Origin of the sequence: Mumia sp. ZJ430 (assembly GCF_011751845.1) — a bacterium.
Classification (GTDB): Bacteria; Actinomycetota; Actinomycetes; order Propionibacteriales; family Nocardioidaceae; genus Mumia.
Window position 1 is genome coordinate 606,840 of record NZ_JAAHFK010000004.1, and the last position, 16,596, is coordinate 623,435.

The following is a 16,596-nucleotide window of genomic DNA, read 5'->3' on the forward strand; positions in this document are numbered from 1 at the left end:
CAAGAATCGTCCCGGATGCGGTGGGAGAAGTTCGCTCCGAGCGGGACGGGACGAGGGGAGCAACGTGGACTGGAAGCTCGAGAACATCATCCTGGGAGTCACCGACGTCGACCGCGCCAAGGAGTTCTACGCCGATCGCGTGGGCTTCCACCTCGACGTGGACCACCAGCCGAACGACCACTTCCGGGTCGTGCAGCTCACCCCGGTCGGGTCGGCGTGCTCGATCACGTTCGGAGTCGGCCTGGGTGGCGCAGCGCCCGGCGCGACGAAGGGAATCCACCTCGTCGTCGACGACATCGAGGCCGCCCACGCCGAGCTGGAGTCGCGAGGCGTCGAGAACACGGGCATCCAGAACTTCGCGCAGGGCGCGCCGACGCCCGGTGTCGATCCCCAGCGCCGCGACTTCATGTCGTACGTCTACTTCGACGACCCGGACGGCAACTCGTGGGTGGTCCAGGAGGCGCACCACGCCTCCGGGACCACCTGACCGGCGGGTCAAGCGAGCTGGGTCGCCACCGGGCTGCCGACGTCGAGGATCGGGTGGGCGAGCGGGACGCCCGAGCCGTCACGTCGCGGATCGACGTCGGGCAGCTCGGCGGGCGCACCTCCGGACCCGGACGCCATCGCGGGACCGCGACCTGCCCAAGCCAGCACGAGCGCGTCCTCGCCCTTGAGCAGGCGGTGGCAGCGCACACCACCAGTCGCGCGACCCTTGGCCGGGAACGCGCTGAACGGCGTGACCTTGACCGAGCCCGACTCCGCGCCCGGCAGCGCGTCAGAGGCCCCGGCGATCGTCACGACCTCGGCGTCGTCCGCCGGGTCGAACGCACCGAAGAAGAGCGCCGACGCCCCGGGGGCCAGCTTGACGCCGGCCATGCCCGATCCCGTACGACCCTGGGGACGCACGGAGGTGGCAGGGAAGTGCAGCAGCTGGGCATCGGTGGTGAGGAAGCAGAGCTCCTCGTCACCGGTGGCCAGCTGGCGGATGCCGACGACCTGGTCGCCGTCGGCGAGCGCCACGACCTCCCAGTCGTCCTTGCTAGGCAGGTATTCGGGCTTGACCCGCTTGACCACACCCTGACGTGTGCCGAGCGCGAGACCGGGCGAGTCGGTGTCGAAGTTGGTCAGGGCCAGCGCGCGCTCGCCGTCGCGCAGCGCAAGGACCTCCACGAGGGGGAGCCCGCCCTGGAGGTTGGGCGCGGCGGCGGTCGGGGGCAGCCCCGGTAGGTCGAGGACGCCGAGCTTGATCACCCGTCCGTGCGACGTGAGCAGGCCGATCTCGCCCCGCGCCGTCGTGCGGACGACCGAGGCGATGACGTCGTGCTGGTGACGGTGAGCCACGTCGATCTCGGGGACGGTGTCGTCGGCCGTACGGGCGAGCAGCCCGCTCGCCGACAGCAGCACGAAGCACGGGTCGTCGGCGACCTCGAGCGGCACGGCCGCCGTGACGGTGTGGCCGGCGCTCTGGAGCAGCACCGTACGGCGGGGGGTGCCGAACTTCTTGGCGATCTCACCCAGCTCGGTCGAGACGATGCCGCGCAGCAGCTTGTCGTCGGAGAGGATCGCGTCGAGCTCCTCGATCGTCGCGCGCAGCTCGTCGGCCTCGCGCTCGAGCTCGATCTGGGAGAAGCGCGTCAGCCGACCGAGCTGGAGGTCGAGGATGTACTCGGCCTGCTTCTCGGAGAGCTCAAAAACCTCCATCAGGCGGCCGTGCGCGTGGCGACGGTCGTCGCTGGAGCGGATCAGTGCGATCACCTCGTCGATGTCGACGATCGCGACCAGCAGGCCCTCGACCAGGTGGAGGCGCGCGGCGGCCTTGTCACGACGGAACTGGCTGCGACGGCGGATGACGACGATGCGGTGCTCGAGGAAGACCTCCAGCAGCTCCTTGAGCCCGAGCGTGCGAGGCTGCCCGTCGACGAGGGCGACGTTGTTGATGCCGAACGAGTCCTCCATCGGCGTCATCTTGTAGAGCTGGGCGAGGACGGCGTCGGGGTTGAAGCCGTTCTTGATCTCGATGACGAGGTTGAGGCCCTGGGAGTCGGTGAGGTTCTTGAGGTCGGAGATGCCCTGGAGCTTCTTGGACTGCACGAGCGTCTTGATGCGCTCGATGACCTTCTCGGGGCCCACGTTGTAGGGGAGCTCGGTGACGACGATGCCCTTGCGGCGCGGAGTGACGTTCTCGACGCGTGCGGTCGCACGCATCACGAACTTGCCTCGGCCCGTCGCGTACGCCTCGCGGATGCCGTCGAGGCCGACGATCTTGCCGCCGGTCGGCAGGTCGGGTCCGGGGACGAAGCGCATGAGGTCGTCGAGGGACGCCTCAGGCTTCTTGATGAGGTGGCGCAGCGCCTGGACGACCTCGATCAGGTTGTGCGGGGCCATGTTGGTGGCCATGCCGACGGCGATGCCGGCGGCGCCGTTGACCAGGAGGTTGGGGATCGCCGCCGGGAGCACCGACGGCTCCTCCTCGCGGCCGTCGTAGTTGGGCTTGAAGTCGACGGTGTCCTCGTCGATGGACGCGGTCATCGCGAGCGCGGGATGGTCCATCCGGCACTCGGTGTAGCGCATGGCGGCGGGTCCGTCGTCGGGCGAGCCGAAGTTGCCGTGGCCGTCGACGAAGGGCAGACGCAGCGACCAGGGTTGGACGAGCCGCACAAGGGCGTCGTAGATCGCGCCGTCGCCGTGCGGGTGGAGCCGACCCATCACCTCGCCGACGACGCGGGCGCTCTTGACGTGACCGCGGTCGGGCCGCAGGTTCATGTCGTCCATCGTGTAGAGGATGCGGCGCTGGACCGGCTTGAGCCCGTCACGCGCGTCGGGCAGGGCCCGCGAGTAGATCACCGAGTAGGCGTACTCGAGGAAGCTCGAGCGCATCTCCTCGCGCACGTCGATGTCGACGATGTGCTCCTCGAAGTCCTCGGGGGGCGGTGCGCTCGGCGTACGGCGGGCCATGCACGTCCTTTCTGTGGCGTGCCCTGCACGGGCGCGCTGTGGCGGCTGTCAGAAACCCTAGGCCATGACTCCGACGCTCCCGGGTTGCGGCGGCACGGGGCTAGGGTTCAGACGGTAGATTCTGGCGTGTGGCCGACGAACCTGCCGTACCCGATGAGCGACTTCCCGACGAGCGCTACCCCGAGCACTGGGAGGCCGACGTCGTGCTGCGAGACGGCGGCGCCGCCCATCTGCGGCCGATCACGGCCGAGGACAGTGAGGAGCTCGTCCGTTTCTACGCCCGCGTCTCCGAGCAGTCGAAGTACTACCGCTTCTTCGCCCCGTACCCGAAGCTGTCCGACCGCGACGTCAAGCGCTTCACCCACGTCGACTACCAGAAGCGCGTCGCCTTCGTCGTGACGATCGGCGCCAGCATCATCGCGGTGGGCCGCTACGACGCGGTCGCCGAAGGCGAGGCCGAGGTGGCGTTCCTCGTCGAGGACGACCAGCAGGGCCGCGGGCTCGGCCAGCTCCTTCTCGAGCACCTGGCGCAGGCGGGGCGCGAGATGGGGATCCACCGGTTCGTCGCCGACGTGCTCCCCGAGAACGTCCGGATGATCCAGGTCTTCCGCGACCAGGGCTATCAGGTCGAGCGCAGCGTCGCCGACGGCGTGATGCGCCTGGTCTTCTCCATCGACCCGACAGAAACGGCAATCGGCGTCATGCAGTCGCGCGAGCACCGCGCGGAGGCCGCGTCTATCGAGCGGTTCTTCAACGCCCGCAGCGTCGCCGTGGTCGGCGCGAGCCGCCGCCAGGACACGATCGGCCAGGGCATGATCCGCAACCTCGTGCTCGGCGACTTCGCCGGAGCGGTCTACGCGGTCAACCCGCAGGCCGAGGCGGTCTCGGGCCTTCCGGCGTACAAGACCGTCCAGGACATCCCCGGCGAGGTCGACCTCGCGGTCATCGCGGTCCCGGCGGAGTCGGTCCCCGAGGTCGTGCTGGACTGCGCGGCCAAGGGCGTCCACGGCCTCGTCGTCATCTCGTCGGGCTTCGCCGAGATCGGCGACGAGGGGCGCCGGCGTCAGCGTCGCCTGGTCGGTCTCGCGCGGTCGTACGGCCTGCGCCTGGTCGGACCCAACTGCCTCGGCGTCATCAACACGTCCTCGCGCGTACGGCTCAACGCGTCGCTGTCGCCGATCATCCCGCCGCGCGGGCGCGTCGGGTTCTTCTGCCAGTCCGGTGCGCTCGGGCTGGCAATCCTCGAGAACGTCGATCGCCGCGGTCTCGGGCTGTCCACGTTCGTCTCCGCCGGCAACCGCGCCGACGTCTCCGGCAACGACCTCCTCCAGTACTGGGAGGAAGACGACGCGACCGAGGTCGTCCTCCTCTATCTCGAGTCGATCGGCAACCCGCGCAAGTTCTCCCGCATCGCGCGTCGTGTCGGCCGCCGCAAGCCCATCGTCGCGGTGAAGTCGGGCCGCTCGACGCAGGGTGTCCCGGTCGGCCACGCGGTCCGCAAGACGACCGCCCCGCAGTCGGCGGTGGACGCGATGTTCCGCCAGGCCGGCGTGATCCAGGTCGACACGCTCGACGAGATGTTCGACGTCGCGCAGCTGCTCGCCCACCAGCCGCTGCCGCGGGGCCCTCGTGTCGCCGTCGTCGGCAACTCCGACGCGCTCGCGCTGCTGGTCGCCGACGCGGCGACCGCAGCGGGCCTCAAGGTCGCCGATCCCGTGGCCCTGGGCGCCAACGCCGGCGGAGACGACTTCGAGCGTGCCCTCGACGCGGCGATCGACAATCCCGACGTCGACGCGATCGTCGCCGTCTACATCCCGCCGGTCAACACCACCGGCGAGGACGTCGCGAACGTGCTCGCGGCGGTGGGGGAGCAGTCCGACAAGCCCCTCGTCTCGACCTTCCTCGGCTCCGAGGGCGTTCCGGAGCTGCTGCGCGTCCCCGACGTCGAGGGCGCCGCCGGCCGCGGATCGGTGCCGTCATACTCGGCGCCGGAGTCGGCGGTGCGTGCGCTGGCCCGCGTCGTCAGCTATGCGGCGTGGGCGGGCCGCGACCAGGGGGTGATCGCCCACTACGAGGACGTCGACCGCGAGGCCGCGAGCGAGATCGTCCGCGCCGCGCTGACCCGTACGCCCGACGGCGGGTGGCTCGACGACGACGAGGTGCATCGCCTGCTGCGCCTGTACGGCATCGACCTCTGGGACTGGTTCCGGGCGCCGACGCTTGATGCGGCGGTCGCTGCCGGCGAGCAGCTCGGCTGGAACGTCGTCCTCAAGGCGACCGCCGACACTGTGCGCGCCCGCCCCGACATGACGCACGTGTGGCGCAACATCTCCGATGCCCACGACATGCGCGAGGCGTGGTCGGCGATGACCGACTACATCGGCCCGCCCGAGCGTGCGTTGTTCGTCGTCCAGAAGATGGCGCCTCCCGGCGTCCCGATGTCGATCCGTACGGTCGAGGACCCGCTGTTCGGGCCGCTGCTGTCGTTCGCGCTGTCGGGTGCCGCCAGCGACCTGCTCGAGGACCGGTCTTACCGGATCCCGCCGGTCACCGACGTCGACGCCGCCGAGATGATCCGCGAGCTCAAGTCGGCCCCGCTGCTGTTCGGCTACCGGGGTGGCCCGCGCGCCGACCTCGATTCCGTGGAGGACCTGCTCCAGAGGGTCGCCGCGCTCAAGGACGACCTGCCGGAGGTGGCGGAGATCAACCTCGAGCCGGTGCTCGCCGGGCAGGACGGCTACCGCGTGCTGAAGGCCAAGGCGCGGGTGGCACAGCCGGTCGACAACCGGCGCGACTGGTACGTCCGGCGGCTCAGCACGCCTGCCGGGCTCGGCGACACCATGGCCCGCTGATGAGATGGCGCCGGTCGGTTGTGGGGACAGGCTCACATGGCGTCGATGACAGTGGGACACTGGGAAGCATGGCCAACCGACACCCCTCGCCGCAGCGCACCGAGAGCGGCGAGCAACCCCGCGACCGTACGGCTGAGCTGACCGCCGACATCGAGAAGACCGGCTACTACCCCCAGGTGGTCACGGCGGGGATCGACGACGCGCTCGCGGGTGAACCGGTGGTGGCCTACGTGCTGCACCACGAGCCGACCTTCGACCGTGAGGAGGTTCGGCGCCACATGACCGTCCTCACGCTCACGCCGTCGCGGCTGGTGCTCGCGCACACCGACGAGCACTCCGCCGACGACGTGCTGCCTGAGCCCTACACCTCGACGACGACCGAGGCCGTGCCGCTGCGGACGGTCGACTCCGTCGTGGTGACCCGCACCGTCCCGATGGCCACGGCGGTCGGTGCAGTGTCCGCGCGCGACACGGCCGAGGTCGTGCTCACGATCGGCTGGGGAGCCGTGCGCCGCCTCGACCTCGAGCCTGCCGGCTGCTCCGATCCCGACTGCGAGGCCGACCACGGCTACACGGGCTCGACGACGGCCGACGACTTCTCGCTCCGCGTGAGCGCTGCCGCCGACGGCGGCGGTGCCGTGCAGCGTCTCCTTGCCTTCTCTCGGGAGCTGTCTGCAGCGACGAGCCGTCCGCGGTGGTGACAGCAACCGGGACACCGCTGCCCTCCACCGACTACCACGGCCGCAGCCTCACGTCGGTCCTGCCCAGCGTCGCCGCCGCGATGGGCGTGCCGAGCTGGGCCGACACGCTCAGGCTGCCCGAGGCGGCGCGCTACGTCGTGGTCCTCGTCGACGGGCTCGGCTACGACCTGCTCCTCGAGCACGCTGACATTGCCCCCTACCTGAGCTCGCTCGTCGATCGCGCGCCGCTGCTGTCGGGCCTGCCGTCGACGACGGCGACGAGCCTCACCTCGCTGGGGACGGGCCTCGCGCCGGGGACGCACGGTGTGGTCGGCTACACCAGCCGGATCCCGGGCACTGACCGCGTGATGAACTCCCTGCGCTGGGACCCTCAGGTCGACCCGGCCCAGTGGCAGCCGTACCCGACGATGTTCGAGCGCATCGACGCGGCCGGCATCCCGACGTCCGCCGTCAACAAGGCCGAGTTCGAGGGCTCCGGCCTGACGGTGTGCAGCCAGGGCGGGGTGCCGTTCCACCCGATCAGCTCCGTGTACGAGAGGCTCGACGTCGTCGTCGAGGCCTCCGAGGCGACCCCGAGCTCGCTCGTCTACACGTACGAGTCGACCCTCGACCACACCGGGCACGAGAAGGGCTGCACGTCGCCGGAGTGGCGTGACCGGCTCCGCGGGATCGACCGCGACCTGGCCGATCTGCGTGACGCGCTCGCCCCGGGGACCGCGATGCTCGTGACCGCCGACCACGGCATGCTCGACCTGCCCAAGGCAGGCCGGTTCGACGTCGAGGCCGAGCCGGCCATGCTCACCGACGTCGTGGTGTTCGCCGGAGAGGCGCGGTTCCGCCATCTCTACACGCGCTCGGGCACCGAGCACGACGTCGCCGAGAGGTGGCGTGAGCGTGTGGGCGACCAGGCGTTGGTCGTGACGCGGGACGAGGCCGAGGCTGCGGGCTGGTTCGGCCAGATCGAGGACTCCGTACGCCCCCGGATCGGCGACGTGCTCGTGGCGTCGCTCGGCGACTTCGGCGTGTTCTCGTCGCGTCACTTCGCGATCGAGCTGCTGATGTCGGGCTTCCACGGGTCGGTCACCCCGGCCGAGATGCGCATCCCGCTGCTCGTCGACCTGTAGACGCGGTGAAAGTGGCTGGGCTGCGACGCCGCTGGGTCACTAGCGTCGAGTCATGGCCCACGCCCGCGTGCGAGGCGCCGCGCGTCCCCTGCTCCTCGCGGTCGATCGCGACCCTGCCTCCCTCGAGCGACTCGAGGGAGAGCTCGAGCGCGCCTTCGGCAACGGCTACCGGGTCCGCGCGGAGCTGACGGCGGCCGAGGCCGTACGCACGCTGGAGCGCGCCCACGACAACGCTGCCCCGGTCGCGGTGGTGCTGGTCGACCACGCGTTCGCCCCGGACGAGCGCGACACGATCCTGACGACCGCCCGCACGCTGCATCCGGACGCCCGTCGCGCGCTGCTCGTCGAGTGGGGCGACTGGAAGAGTCGCGAGATCGCTCGCACGATCCTGTCCGCGGTGGCGGTCGGCGACGTCAGCTACTACGTGCTCAAGCCGTGGACGACGCGCGACGAGCTGTTCCACCGTACGGTCGCGGAGTTCGTGCAGGAGTGGTCCCGCAGCGACGCGACGACGATGCGCGAGGTCGTCGTGGTTGCGGGACGCAGCTCGCCCCGCGCGGCGGAGGTCCGGAGCCTGCTCGTACGCAACGGCGTGCCGCACGCCTATCGCGAACGCGGGACGGATCTGGCCGACCGGGTCGAGCGCGTGATCCGCCAGCGCGGACACGACCTCTCGGGCGTGGACGTGCTGGTCACCATGCCGGCGATCGCGGGCGCACCGGTCCTCACCGATCCGAGCGACGTCGAGATCGCCGAGGCCTGGGGCGTCAGGACCACGCTCGACGACGACCGCGCGTTCGACCTGGTGGTTGTGGGTGCGGGACCGGCTGGGCTCGCGACGTCGGTCTACGGCTCGTCGGAGGGTCTGCGCACGCTCGTCGTGGAGAGCGAGGCGATCGGCGGGCAGGCGGGGTCGAGCTCGCTCATCCGCAACTATCTCGGCTTCTCGCGCGGGATCAGCGGCGCGGAGCTCGCGCAGCGCGGCTATCAGCAGGCGTGGGTCTTCGGAGCGCACGTGCTGCTGATGCGTGAGGTCGTCGGGCTGCGGCCGCTGGGTGCGGGGTTCGAGGTGGAGATCGCCGAGCTCGGCTCGGTCACGGCGCGAGCGGTCGTGCTGGCGAGCGGTGTCTCGTACCGGCGGCTCGGCGTCGCTGCGCTCGAGGCGCTCACCGGTGCCGGCGTGTTCTATGGCGCGAGCGTGTCCGAGGCGCACGCAATGACGGGGCGCAGGGCTGTCGTCGTCGGAGGCGGCAACTCGGCGGGGCAGGCCGTGCTCCACCTCGCCCGCTACTGCGAGAAGGTCACGCTGGCCGTCCGCGCCGAGACGCTGGAGTCCGGGATGTCGCAGTACCTCGTCGACGCCATCGATGCTGCGGAGGTCGTCGAGGTGCGGACGGAGGTCGAGGTCGTCGGTGGTGGGGGCGACGGCTGGCTCGAGCACGTCGTGCTCCGCGACCGTCGTACGGGGCTCGACACGGAGCCCTTGCGGACGGACGGGCTGTTCGTGATGATCGGTGCCCAGCCTCGTACGGACTGGCTCCCGGACGGCATCCGGCGCGACGCACGGGGGTTCGTCCTCGCCGGTACGGACGCCGCGGCCTCCGGAGCGTGGCCCCGCGAGCGGCCACCGCGGCCGTACGAGACGACGATGCCCGGCGTGTTCGTCGTCGGCGACCTGCGAAGCGGCTCGGTCAAGCGGGTCGCGGCGGCTGTCGGCGAGGGTTCTGTGGTGGTCTCGCAGGTCCACGAGTGTCTGGCGGCGGACGATGCCTGAGCGACGCGCGGCCGGGCCCGGCGTGACCGGGCGCACCGGCATGGTCGCGCTCGCGGTCTCGCTCGCGCTCCCGCTGGTCGGTCTGGCGCTGCTTCTCTGGCAGCCCGAGATCGACGTCGCGTGGGAGGACCACCCCGCGCACTTCTGGCTCGTGCTCGCTGCCGCCGTGGTCGGGGCGCTGATCGCGTACGCGATGGGTGCCGCGGCGCTCCAGCGCGGGGACGCGCGTGTCCTGCTGGCCTCGTACGCGTTCTTCGTCACGGCGGCGTTCCTCGGACTCCACGCACTCGTGACTCCCGGCGTGCTCCTGACCACCCCGAACGCGGGTTTCGTGCTCGCGACGCCCGTCGGTCTCGTGCTCGGCGCGGTGTTCGCGGTGTGGTCGGGGAGCGACCTCGGTGGGGAGCAGGACGTGGCGATCGTACGCCGGGCGCCGCTGCTGCGGGCCGCGATCGTCGTGGTGGTGGCCGGGTGGGCCGCCCTGTCGCTCATCCGGGTCTGGCCGCTGGACGAAGGCGTCGTGCCCGAGCAGGTCGACGGCGTGCTCGCGGCGACGGCCGGTGCGGCGGTCGTCGGGTTCGCCGTGGCGGCGTGGCGCTACCTGCGCCTGTGGCGCGAAGGCCGTGCGGCGCTACCGCTCGCGGTCGCGTCGGCCTTCGTGCTGCTCGCGGAGGCGTCCGTGGCGGTCGCGTTCTCCCGGAACTGGCACCTGTCGTGGTGGGAGTGGCACGTCCTGATGCTTGCCGCGGTCCTGCTCGTCGCGCTCGTGGCGCGGTCGCAGTGGCACGAGGAGCGGTTCGCGGCGCTCTATCTCAAGGACACCACCGAGGGGGAGCGCGAGATGAGCATCCTGTTCGCCGACCTCCAGGGGTTCACGACGTTCTCCGAGGCGCACGAGCCGCGCGAGGTCACGCAGATGCTCAACGCGTACTTCGAGGTCGCGGTGCCCGCGGTGGCGGGACGGTACGGCGGCGACGTGGACCGGATCATCGGCGACGCACTCATGGTCACCTTCAACCGGCGGGGCGACCAGCCGGACCACGCGCGGCGGGCGGCGCTCGCCGGACTCGCGCTGCAGGAGGCGACCGCGACCGTGCTCGCGGAGAATCCCGGCTGGCCGACCTTCCGTGTCGGGATCAACTCCGGGCCCGTCTCCGTGAGCGTGCTCGGCACCGCCGGAGGGCGTACGCACACGGTCATCGGCGACACCGTCAACACCGCGTCGCGCATCGAGGGCAAGGCACCTGCGGGCGGGGTCGCGGTGAGCGCGGCGACGCTCGCGCTGTTGCCCGACGCCGAGGCGGAGCCGCTGGGCTTCCTGGAGCTGAAGGGGAAGTCCGAGCCGGTCGAGGTGTTCCGGCTGCTGTCGGTGGGCTGACGGCTCAGGCCGCGGCCGGGAGCTCAGCCGTTGAAGGGCAGCGGGTCGTTCAGCGTGGTGACGGCGCGGGCACGCGCGGTGGTCATGCGGCGACGGTGGTGCTGGCGGCACAGCACCTCGTACCCGACGTTCGGTGTCGGCTGACCGGGATCGTCGACGTCGCCGACGACGATCTGGTCGCCCTCGGTCACCATGATGCCGTTCTCCGTACGGGCGTTGTGGGTCGCGCGCTTGCCGCACCAGCACAGCGCCTCCACCTGGAGCGGCTGGATGCGGTCGGCGAGCTCGACGAGTCGTGCGGAGCCCTCGAAGAGGTATGCCCTGAAGTCGGTGAGGATCCCGAACGCGAACACGTCGATCTGCAGCTCGTCGGCGATCCGGGCCAGCGCCTCCACCTGGGCGGCGGTGTAGAACTGGGCCTCGTCGCAGATCAGGTAGTCGATCCGGCCGCCCGCGGTGAGCGAGCCGACGATGTGGTCCCAGAAGTCGAAGTCGGAGTCGACCTCGTACGCCTCGGTCCACAGGCCGAGGCGGCTCGACAGCCGACCACCGCCCGCGCGGTCGTGACTGGTGAAGATCCGTCCGACCCTTCCACGCGCTGCGTGGTTGTGATTGGTCTGCAGGGCCAGCGTGGACTTCCCGCTGTCCATCGTCCCGGTGAAGAAGAGCAAGCTCGCCACGAGGGACGAGGTTACCGTGTGCCCATGCCTGACTTCCCCACCGCCGAGCCGAATTCTGAGCCCCTGGTGACCGTGCCCACCCTCGAGCAGCTCGTACGCGAGGGGGAGGCGGTCGTGCTCGATGTCCGCTACACGCTCGGCGGCCCGCCCGGACGGGGCGACTACGAGGCCGGGCACGTGCCGGGCGCGGTCTTCGTCGACATGGACAACGACCTGGCCGATCCCCCTGGTGGTGGGCGCGGGCGGCATCCGCTGCCCGACCCGGAGCGGTTCGCCGCGGCGATGCGGCGCGCCGGGGTCCGGCACGACCGCACGGTCGTCGTGTACGACGCCGCGGGCGGGATGGCGGCCGCGCGTGCATGGTGGCTGCTGACGTACTTCGGCCACCATGACGTACGCCTCCTCGACGGCGGGTGGGCGGCGTGGCTCGCCGCGGGGCTTCCGGTGTCGTACGAGGAACCGGCCCGTGGCGACGGCGACTTTACGCCCGACCCGGGGCATCTGGGTCTCGTCGATGCCGACGGAGCCGCTCGGGTCGCGCGCGAGGGCGTGCTGCTCGACGCGCGGGCTGTCGAGCGCTATCGAGGAGAGGTCGAGCCGATCGACCCCGTAGCGGGGCACGTACCGGGTGCTCGGAGCGCCCCGACGACGGACAACGTGGACGACGCCGGCCGGTGGAAGCCCGTCGCGTCGCTGGCGGAGCGTTTCGCGGCGGTCGGAGCGGTGCCGGGCGCGGAGGTCGCCGTCTACTGCGGATCGGGCGTCACCGCCGCTCACGAGGTGCTCGCGCTGCGCCGCGTCGGCGTCGACGCCGCGCTCTACGCGGGGTCGTGGAGCGAGTGGATCAGCGACCCTGCGCGGCCTGTGGCGACCGGGTCGCCCGAGCGCCCGTAGGTCGCTGGTACGGGGACTGCGAGGCGGTCAGCGTCGTACGGCACGATGAGAAGCATGTCCCCAGTCCATGCACCGCTCGTCGGTCGCGCCCAGGAGCTCGCGACGCTGCGTGACGCCTTCGCCGACGTCTGTGCGGGCACGCCACGCACCGTCGTCGTCGCTGGCGAGGCAGGGATCGGCAAGAGCCGGCTGCTCGCGGAGTTCGTCGCTCGCGTCGGCTCCGACGAGGCAGCCCTCGTCCTCAGGGGCTGGTGCGCCGACTCCGGGTCCGGCCCCCTCCCGTACGCGGCGCTCGACGGTGTCCTCCGTGACCTGGTCGCCGCACTCGGTGCCGAGCGCACGCTCGAGGCCGCTGGTCCGGGTGCCGACGCGCTCGGCCTGGTCGCGCCCCGGCTGATCGACGTCCGCACCGACGTGGGCCCCGGTCGGCTTCCGGACGTCGTGGCGGGGCTGCTCGCCGCCGTGGGCCGCGAGCGCCCGATGGTGGTCGTGATCGAGGACCTGCACTGGGCCGACGAGTCGACGCGCGCGACGGTGGCGCGGCTGGCCCGCACGGGCACGGACGAGTCGGTCCTCCTCGTCCTCAGCTTCCGCAGCGACGACGTCGGCCGCGGCCACCCTCTGCGCACGACGATGGCCGAGCTCGAGCGGGCGCGGCTGATCACGCGCGTGGACCTTCCTCGCCTCGATCCGACGGAGGTCGCCCAGCTCGCGGCGGCCCTGCTCGACGCCGAGGACGTGGGCCCCGGACTCGCCGACCTGGTCGAACGCAGCGAGGGCGTCCCCTTCTTCGTCGAGGAGCTCGTCGGCTTCCTGGGCGTCGACCTGCCCGACTCGCTGCGCGACATGCTGCTCCTTCGCTACTCGCGCCTCTCGGCGGGAGCCCAGGAATTTTGTCGGCAGGTCGCTGCCGCCGGCGCGCGCGCCCCGTACGACCTGCTCGCCGACGCCCTGGGAGCCGAGGCGATCGCTCACGCCGAGCCTGCCGCCCGCGAGGCGGTCGAGGCGGCCGTGCTGGAGGGCGACGAGGACGGTTACGTGTTCCGGCACGCGCTGGTCCAGGAGGCGGTTGTCTCCGAGCTCCTTCCCGGCGAGCGTCGTCGCCTGCACTCGGCGTACGCACAGGCGCTGGAGACCTCTCCGGCGACTGTGGCGCGCCAGTCCGCGATCGCCGACCACTGGTGGCGTGCGCGGGTGCTCGACAAGGCCCTGGCCGCCGCCGTCATCGGTTCGCAGGCCGCCGACCGCGCGGGGTCGTGGACGACGGCTGCTGCGCTCGGGGAGCGTGCGCTCGAGCTGTGGGAGATGGTGCCGGGCGCCGAGACGGTCGCCGGCATGCCGCACCATGAGCTGCTGGCCCGGGTCGCCGACTCGGTGCGCTCGACGACCCGTCTCGAGCGCGCGCTCGCGCTGTCCCATCAGGCGCTGGCGGAGTGGCCGGACGACGACCGCTACGGGCTCGCCGGGGCGCTCGACGACGCAGCCGTCATCGCGGCTCAGGCCGGCAGCACCGAGGGGCGGGCCTTCCTCGACCGGGCGCTCGCGCTGGTGCCGCCGGGCGACAACGACAAGGTCCGGGCCACCCTGCTGGTGACGAAGAGTCGTGACGCGATGCTCGACGGGCGGTCGATCGAGGCGATCGCGTCCGCCACTGCCTGCTACGAGACCGCGACCGCCGCAGGGTCGACTCGCGAGGTGTCGCTGGCGCTCAACATGCGCGGCGTGTGCCGGGTGACGATCGGTGACGCGGGCGGATTCGACGACCTCGAGCGCTGTCGCGAGCTGGCCGGGGACGACTGGATCTACTTGTCGCGCTGCTACACCAACACCTCCGAGGCACACCTCATGTGGGGCCGGTACGAGACGGCGCTCGCGCTCGCCTCCGAGGGCGCTCGCCGCTCGCGCGGCCTCGGGTCGGGGTGGAGCACCGACGCCATGCTTGAGGGCAACGCCGCCGAGGCGATGATCGCGCTGGGTCGGTGGGACGAGGCTGCTGCCTGGTACGAACGCGCGATCCCGCTGGTCTCCGACAGCATGTTCGCCGTCTATCTGCGCGAACGCTGGGCGTGGCTCCAGATGTGGCGCGGCGACGTGGAGTCCGCCGAGGCGATCGCGCGGGCCAAGCTTGCCGACTGGAAGCGCTTCGGCCGCCTCGAGCAGCAGGTCCGCACCCGCGTCGCGGCCATGCTCGGTGAGCTCGCGCTGCTGCGGGGCGATCCGCACGAGGCGCTGCGGCTGGCGCACGAGGTCCTGTTCTGGCGCGACGACCAGGACCGCAGCCCCGCGTACGAGCTGCCGGTGGCGGTCGTCGCCGCGAGGGCCATCGGTGTGCTTCGACGGTCGGGCGCTGAGGACGTGCCTGATGTGGCTCCGTACCGTGCGCTTGTCGAGGAGTGCGAGTCCTGGCCCACCTATCCCGTTTTGGCCGCGCTGTTTCGCCGCCGAGCTCGGTGAGGGGCCGTGGAGTGCGGTGGCCGAGGCCGAGGGGCCCGCCCATCTGCGTCCGTACGCGCTGCTGCGTGACGGCGAGGCGCGGCTCGAGGCGGGCGATCGGGCAGGCGCCCGCGCACGCCTGGCGGAGGCGGTCGCGGCAGCCAGCGCTATCGGCGCTGGGCTCGTCGTCCGGCGCGCCGAGGAGCTGCTCGAGAGTGGTGGCCTCGACGCTGTCGTGCGGCGTGGTGATCCCGCCGAGCTCACCGAGCGCGAGCGTCAGGTGCTCGGGCTCGTCTCGGAGGGGCTCAGCAACGGCGAGATCGGCGAGCGGCTGTTCATCTCCCGCAAGACGGCGTCCGTCCACGTGTCGGCGATCCTGCGCAAGCTCGGCGTGACGAGCCGTACGGAGGCGGCGGTGAAGGCGCGCGCGGGCGACGCGGGCGGCTGAGTCACCACCTGTTGGTGACGCGTCCAGACTCGGGCGGGTGCCACGACTGGGTCGGCGGCTCGGCACCCCACTGGCGCAGGGGCGACCGCGGATAGGCGACGCCGTACTTCTCGTCGACGGCCATCACCCAGCCGCCGTCGCGCACGTCGCCGCGCAGGTCGAGCGTTCCGCCGGCGTACGGGACGCACTCCGGGGGAAGCGTGGCGTCCCAGCTGTACTCGTCCTCGCCCACGCGGATCCGCAGGGTGACGCGGTGCGGCTTGCGCTTGTCTGAGTGGAGGACCGCGACCACCTCGGCGCTGACATGGTCGCGCGGGTACAGGAGGGTGCGGAACGCGCGGAGGGGGATCGAGTCGCCGACACTGAGGAGGCTCCGCGCGAGCACCAGGAGGATGCCGCCGCGCAGGAGGAAGGTGACGGCCAGGAAGTGCGCGCGGGCGAGAAGCGACGCCTCCGCGTCGGCCGCGCTGGCCGCCCAGGTCGGCTCTTCGGGGTCGACCAGCACCTCGAGGCGCTCGCCCTCGTCCGGCCCGCCGAAGAACACGGCGAGTCCCGTATCAAGGGTCCAGAGGTCGGCGTGAGCGCCGTCGGGAAGTCGTACGACAGCAGACCCGCCGCCGACACCCTCCGACTCCTTCGCGGACAGGTCCTCGACGTCGACGACGACGGCCTTCTGTGGCGTTTGGGTGGCCGCGAGCGCGCGGGCGCGGCGCAGGTCGCCGAGCTCGGTGCTCCCGGAGACGACGTACCAGTACGTGAACGCGCCGATACCCAGGACGGCCGCCATCGCGAGACCGGCGAGCCGTCCACGCAGCTCGCTCCGGACCGTGTCGTCAGTCGCCACGGGCGGCCGTGGCGGGAGTCGCGCGCAGCCGCAGCCGCTTGCATGGATAGGCGGTCCCGTGGGCCGGATCGAGCGCCAGCACCCAACCACCGTCCCGGACATCGCCGCGCAGGTCGAGCGTGCCGCCGGGGTACGGGACACAACCCTTCGGGAGACGGGCGTCCCACTGGTAGTCGTCGGTGCCGATGCGGAGTCGGAGCGTGCGGCGAGACTCCCAAGGACGCGGGTCGTTCGGCAGCACGACGGCGGTGGCCGCGCCGCGTGCGTGCAGCAGTGGGCGGAGCGCCTGGAGCGGGACCTCAGGGCCAACCGTGCGAGCCGTCCCCGTGAGAGCGAGGAGCCCGACGAAAGCGAGGGTGTAGACACCCGTGTCGAGTGGCGAGACGACGTACAGGGCCAGGAGTCCCACCGCGAGGATCATCAGGATGGGCACGACGACGGCTCGTCGCCGAAGCGCCCGGCGGGTGTCGAGGTCGAGGCTCACGGCCGCACTTTAGGGCCGCACGCCTCAGC

13 protein-coding genes are annotated in these 16,596 nt (G+C 71.7%); 9 read left to right on the forward strand and 4 right to left on the reverse strand.

Going from position 1 to position 16,596, the window contains the following annotated elements; all coding sequences use genetic code 11:
- Positions 1 to 64 precede the first annotated feature (64 nt).
- Complete coding sequence (locus HCT63_RS19085; RefSeq protein WP_167008620.1) at positions 65 to 487, forward strand: glyoxalase superfamily protein; 423 nt, start codon at positions 65 to 67, stop codon at positions 485 to 487.
- Positions 488 to 495: 8 nt separating this feature from the next.
- On the opposite strand, the gene HCT63_RS19090 is transcribed toward HCT63_RS19085, so the two are convergent.
- On the reverse strand, positions 496 to 2,955 hold the full coding sequence (locus tag HCT63_RS19090; RefSeq protein ID WP_167008623.1) for a DNA topoisomerase IV subunit A: 2,460 nt from the start codon (positions 2,953 to 2,955) through the stop codon (positions 496 to 498).
- Between the two features lie 128 nt (positions 2,956 to 3,083).
- Here HCT63_RS19090 and HCT63_RS19095 point away from each other — a divergent pair, with 128 nt between their 5' ends.
- The 5 genes from HCT63_RS19095 (at position 3,084) to HCT63_RS19115 (ending at position 10,784) form a co-directional block, all read left to right on the forward strand.
- Positions 3,084 to 5,807 carry a GNAT family N-acetyltransferase gene (locus tag HCT63_RS19095; protein WP_167008626.1) on the forward strand — a complete coding sequence of 908 codons (2,724 nt, stop codon included), beginning with the start codon at positions 3,084 to 3,086 and terminating at the stop codon, positions 5,805 to 5,807.
- Between the two features lie 68 nt (positions 5,808 to 5,875).
- Positions 5,876 to 6,508, forward strand: coding sequence for a DUF5998 family protein (locus tag HCT63_RS19100; protein WP_167008629.1), 633 nt, complete (start codon positions 5,876 to 5,878; stop codon positions 6,506 to 6,508).
- Positions 6,502 to 7,632 (forward strand): nucleotide pyrophosphatase/phosphodiesterase family protein, encoded by a 1,131-nt coding sequence (locus HCT63_RS19105; RefSeq protein WP_243843126.1) that lies wholly within the window; start codon positions 6,502 to 6,504, stop codon positions 7,630 to 7,632. The genes HCT63_RS19100 and HCT63_RS19105 overlap by 7 nt, the downstream gene beginning before the upstream one ends.
- A gap of 52 nt (positions 7,633 to 7,684) precedes the next feature.
- Positions 7,685 to 9,406, forward strand: a complete 1,722-nt coding sequence (locus HCT63_RS19110) for an FAD-dependent oxidoreductase (protein WP_167008631.1) — start codon at positions 7,685 to 7,687, stop codon at positions 9,404 to 9,406.
- A complete protein-coding gene (locus HCT63_RS19115) occupies positions 9,399 to 10,784 on the forward strand; it encodes an adenylate/guanylate cyclase domain-containing protein (RefSeq protein WP_167008635.1) in 1,386 nt (461 codons plus the stop codon). The genes HCT63_RS19110 and HCT63_RS19115 overlap by 8 nt, the downstream gene beginning before the upstream one ends.
- A gap of 23 nt (positions 10,785 to 10,807) precedes the next feature.
- On the opposite strand, the gene HCT63_RS19120 is transcribed toward HCT63_RS19115, so the two are convergent.
- Positions 10,808 to 11,464, reverse strand: a complete 657-nt coding sequence (locus HCT63_RS19120; protein WP_167008638.1) for a thymidine kinase — start codon at positions 11,462 to 11,464, stop codon at positions 10,808 to 10,810.
- A 24-nt stretch (positions 11,465 to 11,488) separates the two neighbouring features.
- On the opposite strand from HCT63_RS19120, the gene HCT63_RS19125 reads away from it, so the two are divergent.
- Genes HCT63_RS19125 through HCT63_RS20745 form a run of 3 tightly spaced genes read left to right on the forward strand, consistent with a single transcriptional unit; the run spans position 11,489 to position 15,239 of the window.
- Positions 11,489 to 12,358 (forward strand): sulfurtransferase, encoded by an 870-nt coding sequence (locus HCT63_RS19125; RefSeq protein ID WP_167008641.1) that lies wholly within the window; start codon positions 11,489 to 11,491, stop codon positions 12,356 to 12,358.
- Positions 12,359 to 12,412: 54 nt separating this feature from the next.
- On the forward strand, positions 12,413 to 14,812 hold the full coding sequence (locus HCT63_RS19130) for an AAA family ATPase (protein ID WP_167008644.1): 2,400 nt from the start codon (positions 12,413 to 12,415) through the stop codon (positions 14,810 to 14,812).
- A 16-nt stretch (positions 14,813 to 14,828) separates the two neighbouring features.
- Positions 14,829 to 15,239, forward strand: a complete 411-nt coding sequence (locus HCT63_RS20745) for a response regulator transcription factor (RefSeq protein WP_279587748.1) — start codon at positions 14,829 to 14,831, stop codon at positions 15,237 to 15,239.
- Position 15,240: 1 nt separating this feature from the next.
- Here the strand turns inward: HCT63_RS20745 and HCT63_RS19140 are convergent, their stop codons facing one another.
- The gene (locus HCT63_RS19140; protein WP_167008651.1) at positions 15,241 to 16,083 is read right to left on the reverse strand and encodes a hypothetical protein; all 843 of its coding nucleotides are present in this window, start codon (positions 16,081 to 16,083) and stop codon (positions 15,241 to 15,243) included.
- Positions 16,073 to 16,567: a hypothetical protein gene (locus tag HCT63_RS19145; RefSeq protein WP_167008654.1), complete on the reverse strand. Its 495-nt coding sequence runs from the start codon at positions 16,565 to 16,567 to the stop codon at positions 16,073 to 16,075. The genes HCT63_RS19140 and HCT63_RS19145 overlap by 11 nt, the downstream gene beginning before the upstream one ends.
- Positions 16,568 to 16,596: the final 29 nt, after the last annotated feature.

What these genes read in the sequence shown, in the direction of transcription:
- HCT63_RS19090 (WP_167008623.1), bottom strand. Translation starts at nt 2,955, where the DNA reads ATGGCCCGCCGTACGCCGAGCGCACCGCCCCCCGAGGACTTCGAGGAG.
- HCT63_RS19100 (WP_167008629.1), top strand. Translation starts at nt 5,876, where the DNA reads ATGGCCAACCGACACCCCTCGCCGCAGCGCACCGAGAGCGGCGAGCAA.
- HCT63_RS19110 (WP_167008631.1), top strand. Translation starts at nt 7,685, where the DNA reads ATGGCCCACGCCCGCGTGCGAGGCGCCGCGCGTCCCCTGCTCCTCGCG.
- HCT63_RS19115 (WP_167008635.1), top strand. Translation starts at nt 9,399, where the DNA reads ATGCCTGAGCGACGCGCGGCCGGGCCCGGCGTGACCGGGCGCACCGGC.
- HCT63_RS19125 (WP_167008641.1), top strand. Translation starts at nt 11,489, where the DNA reads ATGCCTGACTTCCCCACCGCCGAGCCGAATTCTGAGCCCCTGGTGACC.
- HCT63_RS19130 (WP_167008644.1), top strand. Translation starts at nt 12,413, where the DNA reads ATGTCCCCAGTCCATGCACCGCTCGTCGGTCGCGCCCAGGAGCTCGCG.